Origin of the sequence: Pseudomonas sp. GM50 (assembly GCF_000282375.1) — a bacterium.
Taxonomy (GTDB): domain Bacteria; phylum Pseudomonadota; class Gammaproteobacteria; order Pseudomonadales; family Pseudomonadaceae; genus Aquipseudomonas.
The window spans coordinates 33,137-48,821 of the sequence record NZ_AKJK01000104.1 but is presented as its reverse complement, the minus strand read 5'-3'; the positions used below and the strand labels follow the sequence as shown (position 1 = coordinate 48,821).

Annotated in this window: 16 protein-coding genes and 2 pseudogenes; 2 read left to right on the top strand and 16 right to left on the bottom strand. The window is 53.4% G+C overall.

Features of this window, described 5'->3' with window-relative positions:
- Positions 1-36 precede the first annotated feature (36 nt).
- From PMI30_RS0129915 to PMI30_RS05455, 10 genes and pseudogenes are all read right to left on the bottom strand, one after another.
- A pseudogene (locus PMI30_RS0129915) lies at positions 37-581 on the bottom strand (NAD(P)H-dependent oxidoreductase).
- A 144-nt stretch (positions 582-725) separates the two neighbouring features.
- Positions 726-1,996, bottom strand: a pseudogene (locus PMI30_RS05420) (NAD(P)/FAD-dependent oxidoreductase).
- A gap of 147 nt (positions 1,997-2,143) precedes the next feature.
- Positions 2,144-2,713: an S-(hydroxymethyl)glutathione synthase gene (gfa, locus tag PMI30_RS05425; protein ID WP_008013360.1), complete on the bottom strand. Its 570-nt coding sequence runs from the start codon at positions 2,711-2,713 to the stop codon at positions 2,144-2,146.
- Positions 2,714-2,783: 70 nt separating this feature from the next.
- Positions 2,784-3,893 (bottom strand): S-(hydroxymethyl)glutathione dehydrogenase/class III alcohol dehydrogenase, encoded by a 1,110-nt coding sequence (locus PMI30_RS05430; RefSeq protein WP_008013359.1) that lies wholly within the window; start codon positions 3,891-3,893, stop codon positions 2,784-2,786.
- 65 nt (positions 3,894-3,958) lie between these two features.
- The gene (gene frmR, locus PMI30_RS05435; protein WP_008013358.1) at positions 3,959-4,234 is read right to left on the bottom strand and encodes a formaldehyde-responsive transcriptional repressor FrmR; all 276 of its coding nucleotides are present in this window, start codon (positions 4,232-4,234) and stop codon (positions 3,959-3,961) included.
- 1,289 nt (positions 4,235-5,523) lie between these two features.
- Positions 5,524-5,832, bottom strand: coding sequence for an ArsR/SmtB family transcription factor (locus tag PMI30_RS30875; protein ID WP_238542027.1), 309 nt, complete (start codon positions 5,830-5,832; stop codon positions 5,524-5,526).
- Positions 5,833-5,962: 130 nt separating this feature from the next.
- A complete protein-coding gene (locus tag PMI30_RS05440; protein WP_008013356.1) occupies positions 5,963-6,946 on the bottom strand; it encodes an LLM class flavin-dependent oxidoreductase in 984 nt (327 codons plus the stop codon).
- 46 nt (positions 6,947-6,992) lie between these two features.
- Complete coding sequence (locus PMI30_RS05445; protein ID WP_008013355.1) at positions 6,993-7,793, bottom strand: sugar phosphate isomerase/epimerase family protein; 801 nt, start codon at positions 7,791-7,793, stop codon at positions 6,993-6,995.
- Between the two features lie 15 nt (positions 7,794-7,808).
- Entirely contained in the window at positions 7,809-8,609 is an 801-nt protein-coding gene (locus tag PMI30_RS05450) for a TIM barrel protein (protein WP_008013354.1), read from the bottom strand.
- Entirely contained in the window at positions 8,606-9,622 is a 1,017-nt protein-coding gene (locus tag PMI30_RS05455) for an LLM class oxidoreductase (RefSeq protein WP_008013353.1), read from the bottom strand. Before PMI30_RS05455 ends, PMI30_RS05450 begins: the two co-directional genes overlap by 4 nt.
- A gap of 156 nt (positions 9,623-9,778) precedes the next feature.
- Here PMI30_RS05455 and PMI30_RS05460 point away from each other — a divergent pair, with 156 nt between their 5' ends.
- Positions 9,779-10,660, top strand: a complete 882-nt coding sequence (locus PMI30_RS05460; RefSeq protein WP_008013352.1) for a LysR family transcriptional regulator — start codon at positions 9,779-9,781, stop codon at positions 10,658-10,660.
- A gap of 238 nt (positions 10,661-10,898) precedes the next feature.
- Here the strand turns inward: PMI30_RS05460 and PMI30_RS05465 are convergent, their stop codons facing one another.
- From PMI30_RS05465 to PMI30_RS05480, 4 genes are read right to left on the bottom strand one after another with little or no spacing between them, the layout of a single operon-like run.
- Positions 10,899-11,300, bottom strand: coding sequence for a DoxX family protein (locus PMI30_RS05465; protein WP_008013351.1), 402 nt, complete (start codon positions 11,298-11,300; stop codon positions 10,899-10,901).
- A 13-nt stretch (positions 11,301-11,313) separates the two neighbouring features.
- Positions 11,314-11,985 (bottom strand): alpha/beta hydrolase, encoded by a 672-nt coding sequence (locus PMI30_RS05470; RefSeq protein ID WP_032836106.1) that lies wholly within the window; start codon positions 11,983-11,985, stop codon positions 11,314-11,316.
- Positions 11,978-12,799, bottom strand: a complete 822-nt coding sequence (locus PMI30_RS05475) for a DODA-type extradiol aromatic ring-opening family dioxygenase (RefSeq protein WP_008013349.1) — start codon at positions 12,797-12,799, stop codon at positions 11,978-11,980. Before PMI30_RS05475 ends, PMI30_RS05470 begins: the two co-directional genes overlap by 8 nt.
- A gap of 20 nt (positions 12,800-12,819) precedes the next feature.
- Complete coding sequence (locus PMI30_RS05480) at positions 12,820-13,449, bottom strand: NADPH-dependent F420 reductase (RefSeq protein ID WP_008013348.1); 630 nt, start codon at positions 13,447-13,449, stop codon at positions 12,820-12,822.
- Between the two features lie 113 nt (positions 13,450-13,562).
- On the opposite strand from PMI30_RS05480, the gene PMI30_RS05485 reads away from it, so the two are divergent.
- Positions 13,563-14,462, top strand: coding sequence for a LysR family transcriptional regulator (locus tag PMI30_RS05485; RefSeq protein WP_008013347.1), 900 nt, complete (start codon positions 13,563-13,565; stop codon positions 14,460-14,462).
- Between the two features lie 125 nt (positions 14,463-14,587).
- On the opposite strand, the gene PMI30_RS05490 is transcribed toward PMI30_RS05485, so the two are convergent.
- Entirely contained in the window at positions 14,588-15,202 is a 615-nt protein-coding gene (locus tag PMI30_RS05490) for a nitroreductase family protein (RefSeq protein WP_008013346.1), read from the bottom strand.
- Positions 15,203-15,238: 36 nt separating this feature from the next.
- Complete coding sequence (locus tag PMI30_RS31385; RefSeq protein WP_008013345.1) at positions 15,239-15,583, bottom strand: hypothetical protein; 345 nt, start codon at positions 15,581-15,583, stop codon at positions 15,239-15,241.
- Positions 15,584-15,685 lie beyond the last annotated feature (102 nt).

The window sequence follows — 15,685 nt, the reverse complement described above, 5'->3', positions numbered from 1 at the left end:
CCTATGAAATTCTCTGATGGACATGATCGGTGGCGATCAAATCCCAAACACCCTCGCCAAGTGCGCCTCATAGCGTCTGGTATCCAGCTCGATGTTTGGAACCTTCATTACATCCACTGCCAGGAATGTTGGTAACATGGTCATTCCTAGGAATTGGTTTGCCTTGTGGAATGGAAAGTAAACCGCGTCCACACCTTGTGCTTCAAAAAATCGCTAGGATCGTCGAATGCCTGCTGCGGTGCGTTCCAGGTAGCAGAGATCATGTACCGCTTGCCATGTAGCAGCCCACCGCTGCCGTACTTTTGCGAAGAGTCGGAGCGCGTGCGTCCATCATTAGCGTACAGACTGCCATGTCCTGCGGTAAACACCTCATCGATATACTTCTTTGCAGTCCAAGGCGCCCCCATCCACCAGCCATGCATCTGCCAGACGACGGCGTCAGCCCACACCCATTTCTGCACATCATCAGCGATGTCGTTACCGCCGTCGATGTAGGTCTGCTGCACATCAATGCCGGCGCGATCCATGAGCGCCATGGCTGAGTTGTGTAGCGTCTCGTTGTAGCGGCCATTGGACTGCAAAGGCTACTAGCGCTAACCAAAAGAGAAGTTTTTTCACCATAAGTGCCTCAGATATTCCAGGCAAACGCGTGTCTGCCTACCGTGCCCTACCTGGAAAGGCAGGGCACAAGTGATTGAGAAGAGCTGCCTGGTCGGATCTGGGTGTCAATGCAGCTTCAGTGCCGGCTTGATTCCATTGCCTAAAAAGCCTCCGATCACGGACAGGGCAGTTCTCGTAACGCCATACAGCGCGACCTGGTGCATCTGATACAGCGACATATAGAAATATCGGGCCAGATGTCCTTCGCGTTTCATGTTGCCCATCAAGTTGCCAACTGCCGAAAATCTCGACAGAGATACCAACCAACCGTAATCCTTGTATTTGAACGTCGGCAAGGATCTATTCTTGATTCTCGCTTCGATCGACTTGACCAGTGTCGAGGCTTGTTGGTGGGCCGCCTGGGCGCGAGGTGGCACGTTTCTAACCGTATTCGAATCGAAACAAGCCGCACAATCGCCAAAGGCGAAGATCGAATCATCGCGAGTGGTCTGCAACGTAGAGCCCACCACCAGTTGATTGATGTTATTGGTTTCGAGGCCATCCAGATCCTTGAGGAAGAGGGACGCTCCCAAACCTTGAGCGTGGATTCGATGCGTTGGCCTTCGTGCGTCGTCTGGCCAGTGGGGTCGATGCTGGAAACCCCAGCATTCACCATGTCGTTAACTCCCAGACGTTCCAGGGTTTTCAGTAGAGCGTTGCCAATGCGCTCTGGCAGTGCTAGCAGTATCCGTGGGCCGGCTTCTATCAAGGTAATCTTCAGATTCTCAGGGCTGATCTGCCCCAGACCGTAGCTGGACAGCTCTTCGGCTGCATGGCGCAGCTCGGCGGCGAGCTCTACACCTGTCGCGCCAGCGCCTACAATCGCAATGGAGACGGAACCTATGATGTCGGGATTGCCGGCGGAGGCTAGGTACGCATTCAGCAGTTTGCGATGGAGTAAGTCAGCCTGTTTGCGTGTGTCCAGAAACACGGTGTGTTCTTTAGCACCAGCGATGCCGAAATCGTTGGAGGTGCTGCCAACAGCCATGACCAGCGTGTCGTAACTGAGCATGCGTGCTGGAATGAGCTGTTGATCATTCTCATCTATGACAGCAACCAGACGTAGCGTCTGTGTATTCCGGTCGAGCCCTTCCATTGTGCCAAGCTCAAAAGAGAAGTGATTCCATTTGGCCTGAGCATGATAATTAAGCTCCTCGGTGGCCGAGCTGAGTGCGTCCGCCGCCACTTCATGCAACAGCGGCTTCCAGATGTGAGTGAGGCTGGCGTCTACCAGTGTGATAGAGGCTTTGTCGGACTTGCCGAAGCGTTTGCCCAGTTTAGTGGCGAGCTCCAGTCCGCCGGCACCACCGCCGACAATAACGATTTTGTGTTTCATGAAAGTGCTTTAGATAAAGTTTGAAAGTGGTACTGAAAATAAAAGGGCGTACTCGCTCGCTAGCCTTTTTGCGGGCGAGCGAGTACGTTCGATAACACTGAGTGTCATCGGAGTTGTTGCTTATAGATTAGCGATGTTGCATGCGGCTCAGAGCACGCCGTTCTGCTTTGCGGTGTGAGTTGCCAGAGCGTCCATCAATGCTGGAGACAGGCAATCATAGGTAGGCAGGCCGATTTCGCTAAAGCGGGCACGGATGCCATCCATTTCTGCTGGAGGGGTGCCGGTTTCAATGACCGACGACACGAACGCGGCGAAACCAGGCGCGGCCCAACCAGTTTGAGGCGACAGTTCCGTGTGAACGAAGTCCAGGCCATGGAACGCGTGACCGGTGTTCTCGATACGACCGAAAAGATGCGCACCGCAGTCTTTGCAAGCGTGACGCTGGATGGTGGCGCTTGCATCAACAATGGCCAGTTTTTCAGCATTGGCGGTGACGCTGACGTTGTCACGGGGCACAACAGCGATCACAGCGAACTTGGCGCCGGCTGGCTTCCAGCACTTGCTGCAACCACAGGCATGGTTGTGCAGAGTCTGAGCGCCGATTTTCACTTCAACTTTGTTGGTCGCGCACAGGCATTGCAGAGTGCCGCCGGCAAAACCATCAATGGCTGGCTTGATGCCGTTATCCAGGGAAGGATGCAGTTTTACATTGCTCACTTTGTATCTCCAAAGTTATCAGGGGGTGATACGAAAAGCTCTCCCGGGGGCTTACGCCCCGGGCAACCTGTCAGTATTTGATGACAGTACGAATTGACTTGCCTTCATGCATAAGGTCGAACGCTTCGTTGATGCGCTCCAATGGCATGGTGTGGGTCACGAATGGAGCGAGTTCGATTTCGCCTTTCATCGAGTCTTCGACCATCTTCGGCAGTTGGCTGCGACCTTTTACGCCGCCGAACGCCGAGCCTTTCCAGGTGCGGCCGGTAACAAGCTGGAATGGTCGGGTGGAGATTTCCTGACCAGCACCGGCAACGCCGATGACGATGGATTGTCCCCAGCCACGGTGGGCGCATTCGAGCGCCGCGCGCATCACATGGACGTTACCAATGCACTCGAAGGAGTGATCGACGCCCCAGCCGGTCATCTCGATAATCACTTGCTGAATCGGCTGCTCGTGATCCCTTGGATTGACGCAGTCAGTGGCGCCGAATTGGCGAGCCAGGTCGAACTTGGCCGGGTTGGTGTCGATGGCGATGATGCGTCCGGCCTTGGCCTGACGGGCGCCCTGGATCGCTGCCAGTCCGATGCCGCCCAGGCCGAATACGGCCACGGTGTCGCCCGGCTGAACTTTAGCGGTGTTATGAACTGCGCCAATGCCGGTGGTCACGCCACAGCCCAGCAGGCACACGTGTTCGGGGTTAGCGTCTGGGTGGATCTTTGCTACCGAAACCTCGGCGACCACAGTGTATTCGCTGAAAGTCGAGCAACCCATGTAGTGAAACAGCGGCTGGCCATTGTAAGAGAAGCGGGAGGTACCGTCTGGCATGACGCCCTTACCCTGGGTCGCACGTACTGCAGTGCACAAATTGGTTTTGCCAGATTTACAGAACAGGCACTCACCGCATTCGGCAGTGTACAAGGGGATCACGTGGTCGCCTGGTTTTAGGCTGGTCACGCCTTCGCCTACTTCAACGACGACGCCGGCACCTTCGTGACCCAGAACTACCGGAAACAGGCCTTCTGGATCGTCACCGGACAAGGTGAAGGCGTCTGTGTGGCAAACGCCTGTGTCGGTGATTTTGATCAGCACTTCGCCTGCGCGAGGCGGCTCGACGTCGATCTCTACGATTTGAAGCGGTTTGCCGGCTTGGAAAGCTACTGCAGCACGAGATTTCATATGATTTTCTCCAAAGGATGGTGCTCATTGAGTCTGGGGCTATTGTCGCGGTGGGCCATTGATGGCTATTTCAGGTACGTACGCACCAAAGAAATTACCTCATCAATTGAAGACCGCTGGGCCTCAGTTGTATCTACTAACGTCGTGAATTCTTCTCTTAGATGGCTTTCCAGTACCCCGGCCATCAGTCCGTTTACGGCTCCCCTCATCGCTGCAATCTGCTGCAGGACAGGCGCGCAGTCGGCACCGGCTTCTAAAGCTGATTCCAGCGCATCCAGTTGGCCTCGGACACGGCGAACCCTGGCCAAAACGCGTTTTTTCTCTTCAGGTGAATGTGGCATCTAATTAATCCTATAGCAGTCTGAAGAGGAGTTTACATGGGTACTGGTGGGGAGTATGTTTTTATACTGCTAGGGAGTATATGGTCGTGGGTGTGGCGAACAGTCGCGCTACCCCTTTGTCGCCGAAAATCAGTCCCTGCATTCCTTTAGAGATGAGCTCACCGCGAGGTTGATTTAGCAAAAGGGCGCTCTCCATATGTCTTGGGTTGTTTACAAATTGCACGCTCCGCGTGGGCCTGGGGAGCACACCCGCACCGGCTGCCCGCTGGCGCAAAGCATCCAGTCGTCTTAGTAAACATCAGGCATGGTGTATGACTAGCCTCACTGCGTTTCGAGACTGGCGCTGATTTGTTTCAAATCGCCTAATGCATGTGCTAACTGGAATCTTGCTTCGCTCGTCGGGCCTTGATTTACAAAGCGACCGACGAATTCAGCTAGATTTTTTAGAAATGCAATGCTGCTTGGCCTTCGAACGCTGTGACATATGTTGAAAATGTTTATCGAGGGTATGGGGTGGCTAATGGATCAAGCTAGCCGCCCGAAATGCTAGCAATGGCCTCCATTCCTCAGGTGACTTGAACGCCCACCCTAGCACTCTGCGAACGATGAGCTCACTGTCGGGATGCGAAGTTCGCGAGTCTGTCAGCGATCTTTTAGGCAACCGTACCGTCATCGGGCGACAAGCCTCCAGCAAACCCGACAGCTCCTGGCAGCTGTCCGTTGATCACCACGGGAACGCCACGTTTCATGGGCAGAATGTTCGGAAGATTCTGGAAGCCTGGATGACCTTGCACGATCTGTTGTTCAAAGCCTTTATCGTAAACCCATAAATTGCTGATGTGCGGGCTATCCTGATTGAGGCTTCAACCATTCCACTCGCTACGTTGTCAGATCGCTCCAGATAGATCAGATTTCCTCCATCGTCTACGAGGCTGACCACTAGGGCGCGTTGCCCTTTAAAGCCCGCTCTGCGGCAGTCGACACGGCTGCCTTCGCTGCTGTGAGCGTAATCATTGGTTTGGTCATCGGCGAGTCGGCAAATACAAGAGCACTGAAGAGTGGTGATAAGGCGAAAAGCAGGCTGATGTTGCTGAGTTTAATAACACGCTCGTAGAGTTGGTTTTTGAAGTTGGCACTATTCTCTCAAGCAATAAGATCTAAGAAGATACGAATATTTCGTCTCCACGGGCACGGCCACATCTATCGGGCAGTCCTCGACTCATCTGCGTAATTGAATGCAATCGACGTTCGAGGGATCTCCTTTGACTACAGTGATTCTCCGTATTGAATCAAGGCAACAATTGGTTCGCGATACAGGCCTTGAACCGCTCGATTTCCTCTTCATTCCTTCTCAAGAAATGAGCGGGGCCAACTATTTGAAGATCCAAGAAATGGGCCTTTTTGAGCACCGCCAAATGGCTCGATACGGTCGATTGAGGCAGGCCGCATCGCTGGGTAATTTGGCCAGCGCAAACTCCCAAATCATGGCCGTATTCTTGGTTGGGAAAATAGAGCCGCGGATCTTTCAGCCACTCAAGAATTTTTCTTCTGAGCGGGTGCGCTATCGCTTGAAAGGAGGTGTTGAAAGCGATTTGGATTGATGCCGGGTCTTCCGCGGCATGCTTCGTAGGTTTTGACATCGGTGGAAGCTCGGTTTGTTAATCAATGTGAGCAAGGCCCCCAGAAGAGGCGGCCTTTCTGTGCCCACATACATTTACTAAAGAGGCATCAATCAAGCATGTCCGCAATGGATTCCGCCGCTATCTGATAGGAGCGGCAGCGGGCTACTGGATCATAGATTCGTGCATCGATAATGATCTCATCAGCTTGCGTCGTTGCGATGAACTCACGCAGCCAACTGCCTACATCGTCTTGATCTCCTACTGCGGTGCATGCCATGGCTTCTGCCAAGCTGTACTGGTCACGTTGCGAAATTTTTTCCATATAGCCCTCCTCTGGAGCGGGCAGAGGGCCGGGCCTTCCAGCATAAAGATTGCCTACCCACTGGCGATGTGAGCTCGCGATATATTCGGCTTCAGAGCGGGTGGGTGCGGCAAAAACGTTCGCACCAGCTATGACATAGGGTTGCTGCAATACCTCTGACGGGCGGAAATTCGCTCGATAATGGGCAATGGAATCCATTAGAAAACGAGGTGCGAAGTGAGAGGCAAAGGCATAGGGAAGCCCTTGTTTTGCCGCTAGGTCTGCACTGTTCAAGCTGGAGCCCAGCAACCAGATTGGTACGCTATGACTCCCCGGAATAGCGCGAACAGGTTGTCGGCCGTTATCGGCGAGGTAATCGGTTAGTTGCTTGATATCGCGTGTGAAATCGCGTTCAGAAGCATCACCCCGCAGGGCTCGTATCGCGGGCCCAGCCGAGCCTGGAGCTCGTCCAATACCTAAATCGATACGTCCAGGAAACAGCGTATCCAAAGTGCCAAAGTGTTCTGCTACGACCAGCGGTGAGTGGTTTGGCATCATGATGCCGCCTGAACCTACGCGTAGCGTGCTTGTTGATGCAGCCAAATGTTGGATGAGCAATGTGGTGGCTGAGGACGCGATTCCAGGTAAGTCATGGTGCTCAGCAATCCAATACCGTTTGTATCCATGAGCTTCAACGTGTCGCGCTAACATGACGGCGTCGTCGAGGGTCTGGGCGAAGCTCTTTTCTTCACCGATCATCATCAGGTCAAGTACAGAAAGAGAGGTCATTTGAGATCCAGGTTTTCAAGTTGATGAAATGCGATGGCGCGCCTGTTCAACGGAAGTCTGTCCATGTTGGATGCGCTTCTAGCCGGCGATCGATGTCCCTTAGGGTTGTTAGGCATCGCTCCAGCTTCAGGTAAATGTCACCCCCGTAATCCCATCCAAGTACGCCGATGCTGCCGGAGTACCCTATGCGATTGAGCGCAGCGACCAAGGCGAAGTTATCCATCTCGCCCCGATCAACAGGTTCCATTGTGGCTACTCCACCCCAGCCCAATTGCGACAAGGCACTTCCCGATGTCACGACTTGCATCAGCCATGGCTTCATTGCCTGCAGGCGTTGCTCGAGTTTGCCTTCCTCACTCGCGTACCAGTGGTAAGCATTAAAGGATGCTCCCAAGCTCGCATGATTGAACTGCTCGCAGATTTGCACCACTTGAGTTGTGGTCTGCGTTACGTGATGCAAGTGGGGATAAAGAGCAATGCGTAATCCTCTGCGCTCGATGACCGGCAGCAGCGACTCGATGAATCGCAAGATCGCGGGAGTACCATTGATGGACGTTTGAACCGCTAACTCGATGAGTTCGACTCCCTCGACGGTCTCGACGAGACGTCGTATCAGTGCATCGTTGCGGCCTTCGTGCAAAACAAGGTACAGGCCTTCGACCTTGAGGCCGTGCTGTTCGCTGACCTTGGGTAGCAATGTCAAATCCGTCAGAGGTGTTCCGCCCCAGCCAGCGACGGTAATACCGTCATAGCCGAGCTCTGCCAACATTTCGCATTGTGTTTGGAATGCATAGACACCCATCGACGAGTAGAAGAAGGAATCCAGCGCATGGATAGGATGAGCCATAATTTCCTCTCCCAATTAGTAGGGCAATTTTTGCAACACTGCCCATTCAGGGTGTGCAGCCAAGCGATGCTCCAAGGAGCGGAATGCAGTCATCGACCGTCGTAGATTGCCGTACACATCGCCACCCATGCTTTCCCACCCCAGCACGCCCACACGACCTTCAAAACCACGTCGTTTCAGTGCTCCCATCAGCGCGAAATTATCCAACTCACCCTCATCAAGAGGTTCGATAGTCGCCAGCCCCCCCCATCCAAGTGGAGACATCCTCGCGCCGGCAATGTTGACCTGCATCAGCCATGGCCATACTGCGTCTAGGCGTTGCTCCAATGCTTTTTCCTGGTTGGCGTACCAGTGGTAACCGTTGAAAACGATACCTAGCCGTGGATGGTTAAACTCTTCACAAAGGGCTACGGCTTCTGATGTTGTTTGCATGCCATAGCGAGCGTGAGGGTAGAGTGCGATCTGCAGACCTCTGCGCTCGCAAATGGGCAGCAGATGTTCGAGCATTCTTCGGTCTAGGTCAGTGACCTCGTCACCAGAATGAAGAGCCAGCTCGATGGTTGAGCATCCTTCGATGGATTCGAAAATGTTAGTGACGAACGACTCGAGACCTTCCCTGTAGATCAGATAAACAGCACCGATATCTAAGCCCCATTGCGACTTGATGAGAGGAATAGACTTCAGGTCTTTGCTCCATGCTGACATCGTCATACCTTGGTAGCCGAGTTCGGCGAGCATCTCGCACTGCGCGGCCAAGGGGTATGTGCCAAGACGGGTCTGGAAGATAAAGTCCATATGGTGAAGAGAGTGTTTCATGCGTGCTGCTCCGCTGCTGGTTGCGGTAGTGGTAAGGCCAAGCTTGGAAATAGCGGCAACAGATATTCCCCTAGCTCATCTATTACTTCAGAGGCGTGCCGGCGCTGGGGTTTAAAATGCAGGGCTACATGATTGACACCTTGATCCTGCTGCCGCTTCCAAAGCTCAATCAGCACGTTTCGCCCAGCGCGTAACACTCGACCAGGTTGATGAGGTGCGTTCGGGTCTCGATCCAGGTCGAAAAGCGTGCCGTAGCCGTAGGGCTTGAATCGGTTCGTCCCGGTCGCAAGACGCCACCGCTCGATTACCTCCGGAAGTAATGCTGGGTTTGACGTGTAGGAGAGAGTTCCGTCGGTGTTCTCGCCAATCCACTCTAGCGATTGCCCTGATTGGCCAATAACGATGGTCGGTAATCGGTGAGCAGCAGGTTTGGGTACCAGATCGATTGACCCATCCAGTTGCCCATAGAACTTAGATGTGTGTTTTGCCCAATGCTGTTCTGTAGCGGCGCGAATCAGCGATAGCGCATCGCGAAAACGTTCGGCCCGATTATCAAAGTCGAGCCCGAAAGCTGGGTATTCCACCGGACGATCCCCTGTGGCCAGACCTAGAATAAAGCGTCCTCCCAGCAACTGATCGACACTCGCTGCTTGCTTGGCAACGATCAGCGGGTCACGTAAAGGGAGAACGATCCCTGCAGTGCCGATGGTTACGTTTTTTGTCACTGCTGCGAGGTAGCCGGCGTAAACCATTGGATCAAGGATCTGGCCAACGTCACCAAAGTTAGGGTCATAGAAAGGGACATCTCGCAACCAGATGGCCGAGAATCCCGCCTCATCGACCTTGCGCGCCATCTCTAGGTGATCTTGCAACGTTGGGCCTGGACTGTCGGGGTAGCTTTCCAGAGGGGTGATGAATCCGAACGTTAGATGCCCGGGCTGAAAAACCCGGGTATACCCAGAATGTTGTTTGAGGTCTTGCGTCGACCCATAAGATGCTTGTGCTGATGTCATGCAATCAAACCTCGTATTGATAGTCGTCTTTACGCATCCAGGCCTAGCGACATAAATTTACTGTGATGGCGACTATAGAGCGCATCTCCGTGCAGAAAAACAGGATAGAATTCCGATCATTTCGGAATTTTTCGCTCTAATACAACCGAGGTCGGCATGGATCACTTCAGCGCGCTTAGCACCTTTGTGCGAGCAGCCGAGACACTCAGTTTCACTGAGACAGGACGACGAGTTGGGCTCTCCTCATCTGCCGTTGGGAAAGCTATTGCACGGCTGGAAGAAGAGCTTGGTGTCAGGCTTTTTCATAGGTCGACGCGCGCTATGACCCTGACTGCCGAAGGCAGCCTTTTTCTGGAGCGCTGCAACCGAATCTTTGCTGAGTTTGAAGTGGCTAAACACGAGCTGACGCTGGCAGCAGGTAAGCCGCAGGGAAAACTGCGTGTGGGTCTACCGCAGTTAGGCATGAAGCTCATGCCTCATTTGATAGCCTTTCAGCAAAAGTACCCAGAAGTAGAGCTGGAGTTGGAGTTCAGTGATCGCTTGGTAAATGTGATTGAAGAGGGATTTGACGCAGTTATGCGCATAGGTGAAGTTGAGGATTCCCGCCTGACTATGCGCAAGCTCAATGGCTACAGTCATCGGCTGGTGGCATCCCCTTCATACCTTTCCGAACGAGGAGTTCCGATTCGCCCATCAGATCTCTCGAAACACTCTTGCCTGCGCTATCGATACCCTACCAGCGGCAAGTTGGATCCTTGGCCATTTGTAGTAAAGGCCGGTGGAGGGGTTGTTGATGTGCCGGCTTCGGCGACAGCAAATGCAATTGAACCACTGCTTGCCATGGCCGAATCTGGCCTAGGCATTGCTTGCATACCGGATTTTTTTGTAGAGGATATTGTCGCCCAAGGACGGTTGGTGCCAGTCTTGGAACGCTATGTTCGTGATCACCGTACCTTTAGTATTCTTTGGCCTTCCAGCCGACAACCATTACCCAAAATAAAGGTATTCGTTGAGTTTATGGCGGCGCGACTTTCTTGAATTTGCCACTAAGGCCGTGATTCAAGAGGGGCTGATGAGCGTATCGGGGCGAACAGCGTGAGATATCGATGTGAGCTCAGAGCACCGCTTGCATCGAAATTGGGAACGGTACGATGAAGGGGAAAAAGCCCCGGCTGAGGAAATGGGAGTAACGCGTTCAGCCGGGTAAAAGGAGCTTTCAGTAGTTTCGCCGGAAGTCGAACAGACAACTCCCGGCGATATTTACTGCGAGACGAAGTTACGCTTCGGATGAAGGCTTTAGGGCGAAACGACCATCACCCAGCAACGCTACAACCAGAGCGGTCATGCACAGGTAGATTGGGTACTCCCAACCGCCATTCGCGTTGGTGAAGCTCCAGCCATTACCGAAGTGAACGGTCGCCGCTACGAACAATTGGACAACTGCGAGCGCGGCAATCCAGCGAGCGTAAACGCCCAGCACCAGCATCAGACCGCCAATAACTTCGAATGCCATGACCGGGTACGCCAGGAAACCTGGGAATCCGATGGATTCGAAAAAGCCGGCTGTGCCCGCAGGAGTGAATACGAATACTTTGGTCAGACCATGCGCGAGGAACATGATGCCAAGTGCCAAGCGCATTACGAATGCAGCGTAAGAAGCGGTGCGTGTATCAATCATGATGTACTTCCTTTTATTGAGTGAGTTGCAGCGTATGACTTAGCCATTGGGAAAAATCGACCAGTTCTGGAGCGATGATTTCGTGGGCCATGTCGTAAAAATGTGTCTCGTGCTTTACGCCAATTTTGGTTAACAAGGTGTCAGCTTCCCTTGCCCAGTCGATGGGTAAAACACCATCCCGGTAGCCGTGGGCAATAAACGCTGAAACCGACTTAAGCCGATCATCAGAGGCGATTTGTGGATCGATCTCTCGTAACATTCTTCCGCTCAAGACCCCGAACCCAGCTACCAACTCCGGTTCGGTTACGCCAAGGCTTGCACTCATGATTCCGCCTTGGCTGAAGCCAGCTACCACTGTCGGTAACGGTGGAAGCGCTTCGATGAATTGCTTCAACAATTGCCGGCTGGACTCAGCCTGCTCGTAGCTGAAGGATGGGCCGTTACTGGTGAAGTTGACCTGGTACCAAGCAAAACCTTGAGGCCCCGCCTGCAGAGGCCCCCGCAGCAACAGAATCTCCAGATCCTCTGGTAGTGATGCAGCCAGGCTCACCAAATTAGTTTCGTTCGACCCTACGCCGTGCAGCAAAAGCAAACGAGCTTTGGGGTTGTCGGAGTTACAGCTCTTGCGAAAGAAGATGCCAGACGCAGGCTCTCTTGCCGCTTCAGAAAAATTGTATTCATGCATCATGGTGAGGAACGCCTTGTGTTGATTGGGCTGAGTCGAAAAGGTAGCTATCCATCGCCAGCACCCCATAGGTAACGCCTCCTTCCAGGACGCGTGTTTGATACGTTTCCCCCGCAGCGCCGAGAGCAATCAGCAGAGGCAGGAAGTGTTCATCTGTCGGGTGAGCACGCTCGGCAGAGGGTGCAAAGCGTCGGTAGTCCAATATTTGCTCAGTGTCACCGCTCTGTAGCGTCAGCGCCGTCCAGGCAGCGAATTCCTTGACGTAATCCGCACCATGAGGCGTCGATCCCCTGAACTCATATAGGTTATGCGTCAAGCTTCCAGAGGCCACGATCAGCACATTCATTTCGCGAAGTGGCTTGAGTGCTTCACCCAGTTTCAAGGCGCCGCGGGTATCCATAGGCATGGGCATCGAGACCTGTACTACTGGCACTGTTGCTGAAGGAGCCAAGTACAGTAGGGGCACCCATGCACCGTGATCGAGGCCGCGATTAGCGTCCAGGCGTGCTTTCCAACCTGCCGAGGCGAGTAGCTCAACGATGTGATTCGCCAACGCCGGAGCACCTGGCGCGGGATAGTTCAGCTCGTAAAGCTCATCTGGAAAGCCACCAAAATCGTGGATGGTTTTTGGACTGGTGCTCGCGGTGACGCTGACCTCGCCTCGGGTCATCCAGTGAGGCGAGATGACCACGATTGCATCAGGTTGCGGCAGTTCGCGACCGAGCTCAGTCAGCTGTTTACCAGCCAGACCAGGCTCGATAGCGAACATCGGAGCACCATGAGACACAAACAACAGGGGGAACGACGTGTTCATGGTGGATCCTCAATGGTGAATTACTTGTTGAGCCAAGCCGGAGCGATGGAAGTGCCTAAGCCAGCGCCGTAGCCGAGGTAAATGTTCAAACCCGCGAGCGGTTCAAGGTAGCGGGCGTTGACGAGCCCACCAGCGTCTACGGTATTCCAGCCAATGCTCTGTGCCAGCGAGATGGCGGTCTGTTTGGCCCGATCGTTGTCACCAGCGACGAATACGCTGCCGCGTTGGTTGTCGGCGAACTTAGGGCCATCGGCAAGCACTTGGGCGAACAGTGTGTTGAACGCTTTAACTACGTGAGCCTGCGGTACTGCCTTAGCGATTTCTTCCGAAGCGCTGGTGACGTGACCGATGGTCAGGGACATGTAATCCGCGCTAAGCGGGTTGGTGATGTCGATGACCACTTTTCCAGTCAAATCACCCAGGCCTTGCAGCGCGGAAACTGCATCGGTGTAAGCAGTCGCAACGATAACTACCTCGCTGTCGCCCAGCGCCTCGGCCGAAGCGTATGCGGTGACATTTGGAAACTGATCAGCCAAGGCCTTGGCCTTATCAATATCGCGACCGGTGATTCGAACGATGTGGCCAGCGCTGGAAAGCTGCTTGGCAAAGCCCGAGCCCATGTTGCCGGTACCAATTACTGTAATTTTCATAGCTACCTCTGACAGTTGCGTTGATTTGCGTTTCGTTGGGGTTAGTTTATAGGTTGAAAATTTGAGATAAATTAGGCTGAATGCGATATATAGTTCCACTAGGTGAGACAATTATGGATCGAGCACTGGAGATGCAAGTCTTCTGCATGGTCGTCGAGAAGGGCAGCTTTGTAGGGGCTGCCGAACCCTTAGATATGTCCAAGGCCGCTATTTCGCGTTATGTCAGCGGCCTGGAGGAACGATTAGGGGCGCGGTTGTTACACCGAACAACACGTCGACTTTCTCTGACGGAGGAGGGAAGGCAGTTCTACCACCAGGCGCGGGAGGTACTAGCGTTGATGGGTCAGGCGGAGGCGGCTGTTTCGTCGACGGCACCGGAGCCCAGCGGTGTACTCAGGGTGAACGCACCGGTCAGTTTTGGTGTATTGCACCTGGCGCCGGTATGGGCTGATTTCATGAGGGCCTACCCCAACGTCGAACTGGACATCAGCTTGAATGACCGACTGGTAGATTTGGTGGAGGAGGGGTTCGACGCAGCTGTTCGCATTGCGCGTATGGAGAATTCTTCTCTGGTAGGACGACGTCTGGCCGGTACGCGGATGTGTTTGTGCGCCTCCCCTGACTATCTGGCAAGCCATTCGCCTGTGCGTAAATTGGCTGACCTAACTGAACACGGTGTGATTGCCTATACCAACTTTGCTAGCGGAAGTGAGTGGCTGTTCGAGGGCCCAGACGGTAGTGAAAGTGTGCGCACGCGCTCGATCATCCGCTGCAACAATGGTGATACCTGTCGCAGCATTGCGCTGGCAGGTGGAGGCATTTCGCTGCAGCCCAGCTTTATGGTCGCCCAGGATCTAAGAGCTGGAGACTTGGTAGAAATTCTTCCAGAGTACAAGTCCGTCGAGCTAGGGATTTATGTTGTGTACCCCTCTCGCAAGCACCTACCTTCGAAGGTTCGAGTGCTCATAAACTTTTTGGTGGAGAGATTTTCGCAACCAGAGTGGGAAAGGTAGGCAGGTGATAACCTCTAAACGAATTCACGTGGTTCTACCAAAAGGCGGGTAGTGACCCTGTAACTCCAAGTGACTGCCAGCGATACCAGAGGCTTACACTGCTGTTCCGCTGGCAGCGTCCTGACTTAGACGAATTCAAGTACGTCTTTGACTGGTTTACGCGGTTTTTTCGGCCAGTTTTCCGTACCTGGATAACCAACAGTCACGAGCATCACTGGAACGTCGGTAGGCGCCAGGTTGAACGCTTCCGCTACTGCCGATTGGTCGAAGCCAATCATCGGCGCAGAAACCAGGCCTCTGCCTTTGGCTGCAAGCATCAAGGTCATCGCTGCCAATGACCCAGAGCGAATTGCTTCATCACGCTGGAACGCGGGGTTGTTCTCGTACATGTTCTGCGCAGCATTCAACCAGCCGGTATAAATAGCGTCATTAATAATGCCAACGTCGAGGGTGGGCTTGAGAGCAGCAGGTAGCGTTTCATGCGGTTTCAGGGTGCCGCAGACAATGAACGTTACCGCCGAATCCACTACCTTCTGTTGGCCGTAGGCCAGTGGCAGCAGCCGCTCCTTGGCTTCCTCGCTGCGCACCGCCACGAACTTCCAGTTTTGGAGGTTGAATGCTGACGGGGCGTGGGTAGCCAATTCTATCAGATCTGAAATTTCTTGATCCGACAGCTTGCGCTGGGTGTTATAGCTGTTGGCTGAGAAACGGGACTTAATGATTTCAGTTATATCGGACATATCGAACTCCTTGGGATAAAGAGGCGCAGCAATTATCTATATATTTGAAGACTTCTGGGTTTGATTGATACCTAAGGTCTTCTTGAGATGATCGTATTTGAAAGCTAGCGTCTCAAGTTGTTCGGGGTGAATAAGTACTCCCAAGACAGCCAGATTTTTTGGGTTAACTCCGAGTTCGTCTGCGTGAGGGCGGAGCCATTTTAATCCTGCGTAAGTGTCTTCCATTGATCCCGAGTATAACGTTTCACGAAACTCAGAGCTTACATACCAAAACTCATCATTTTCGTCATTGGCCTGTACGAAAGAAGTGCCTGTTAGTGATAAACTAATAGGAAGCGAGATGGTGGAGGTAACAAAAATTCTTCTGCTCACATTAGACATATAAGCGCAGCTCCATTCTGTAGTTAGCTCTCTAGCTCGACACAGTCCACTTTCGCTCTTGTTGTAGGAGGGGCAGGAAAGCGAACTGGTTGCGCCTGACGC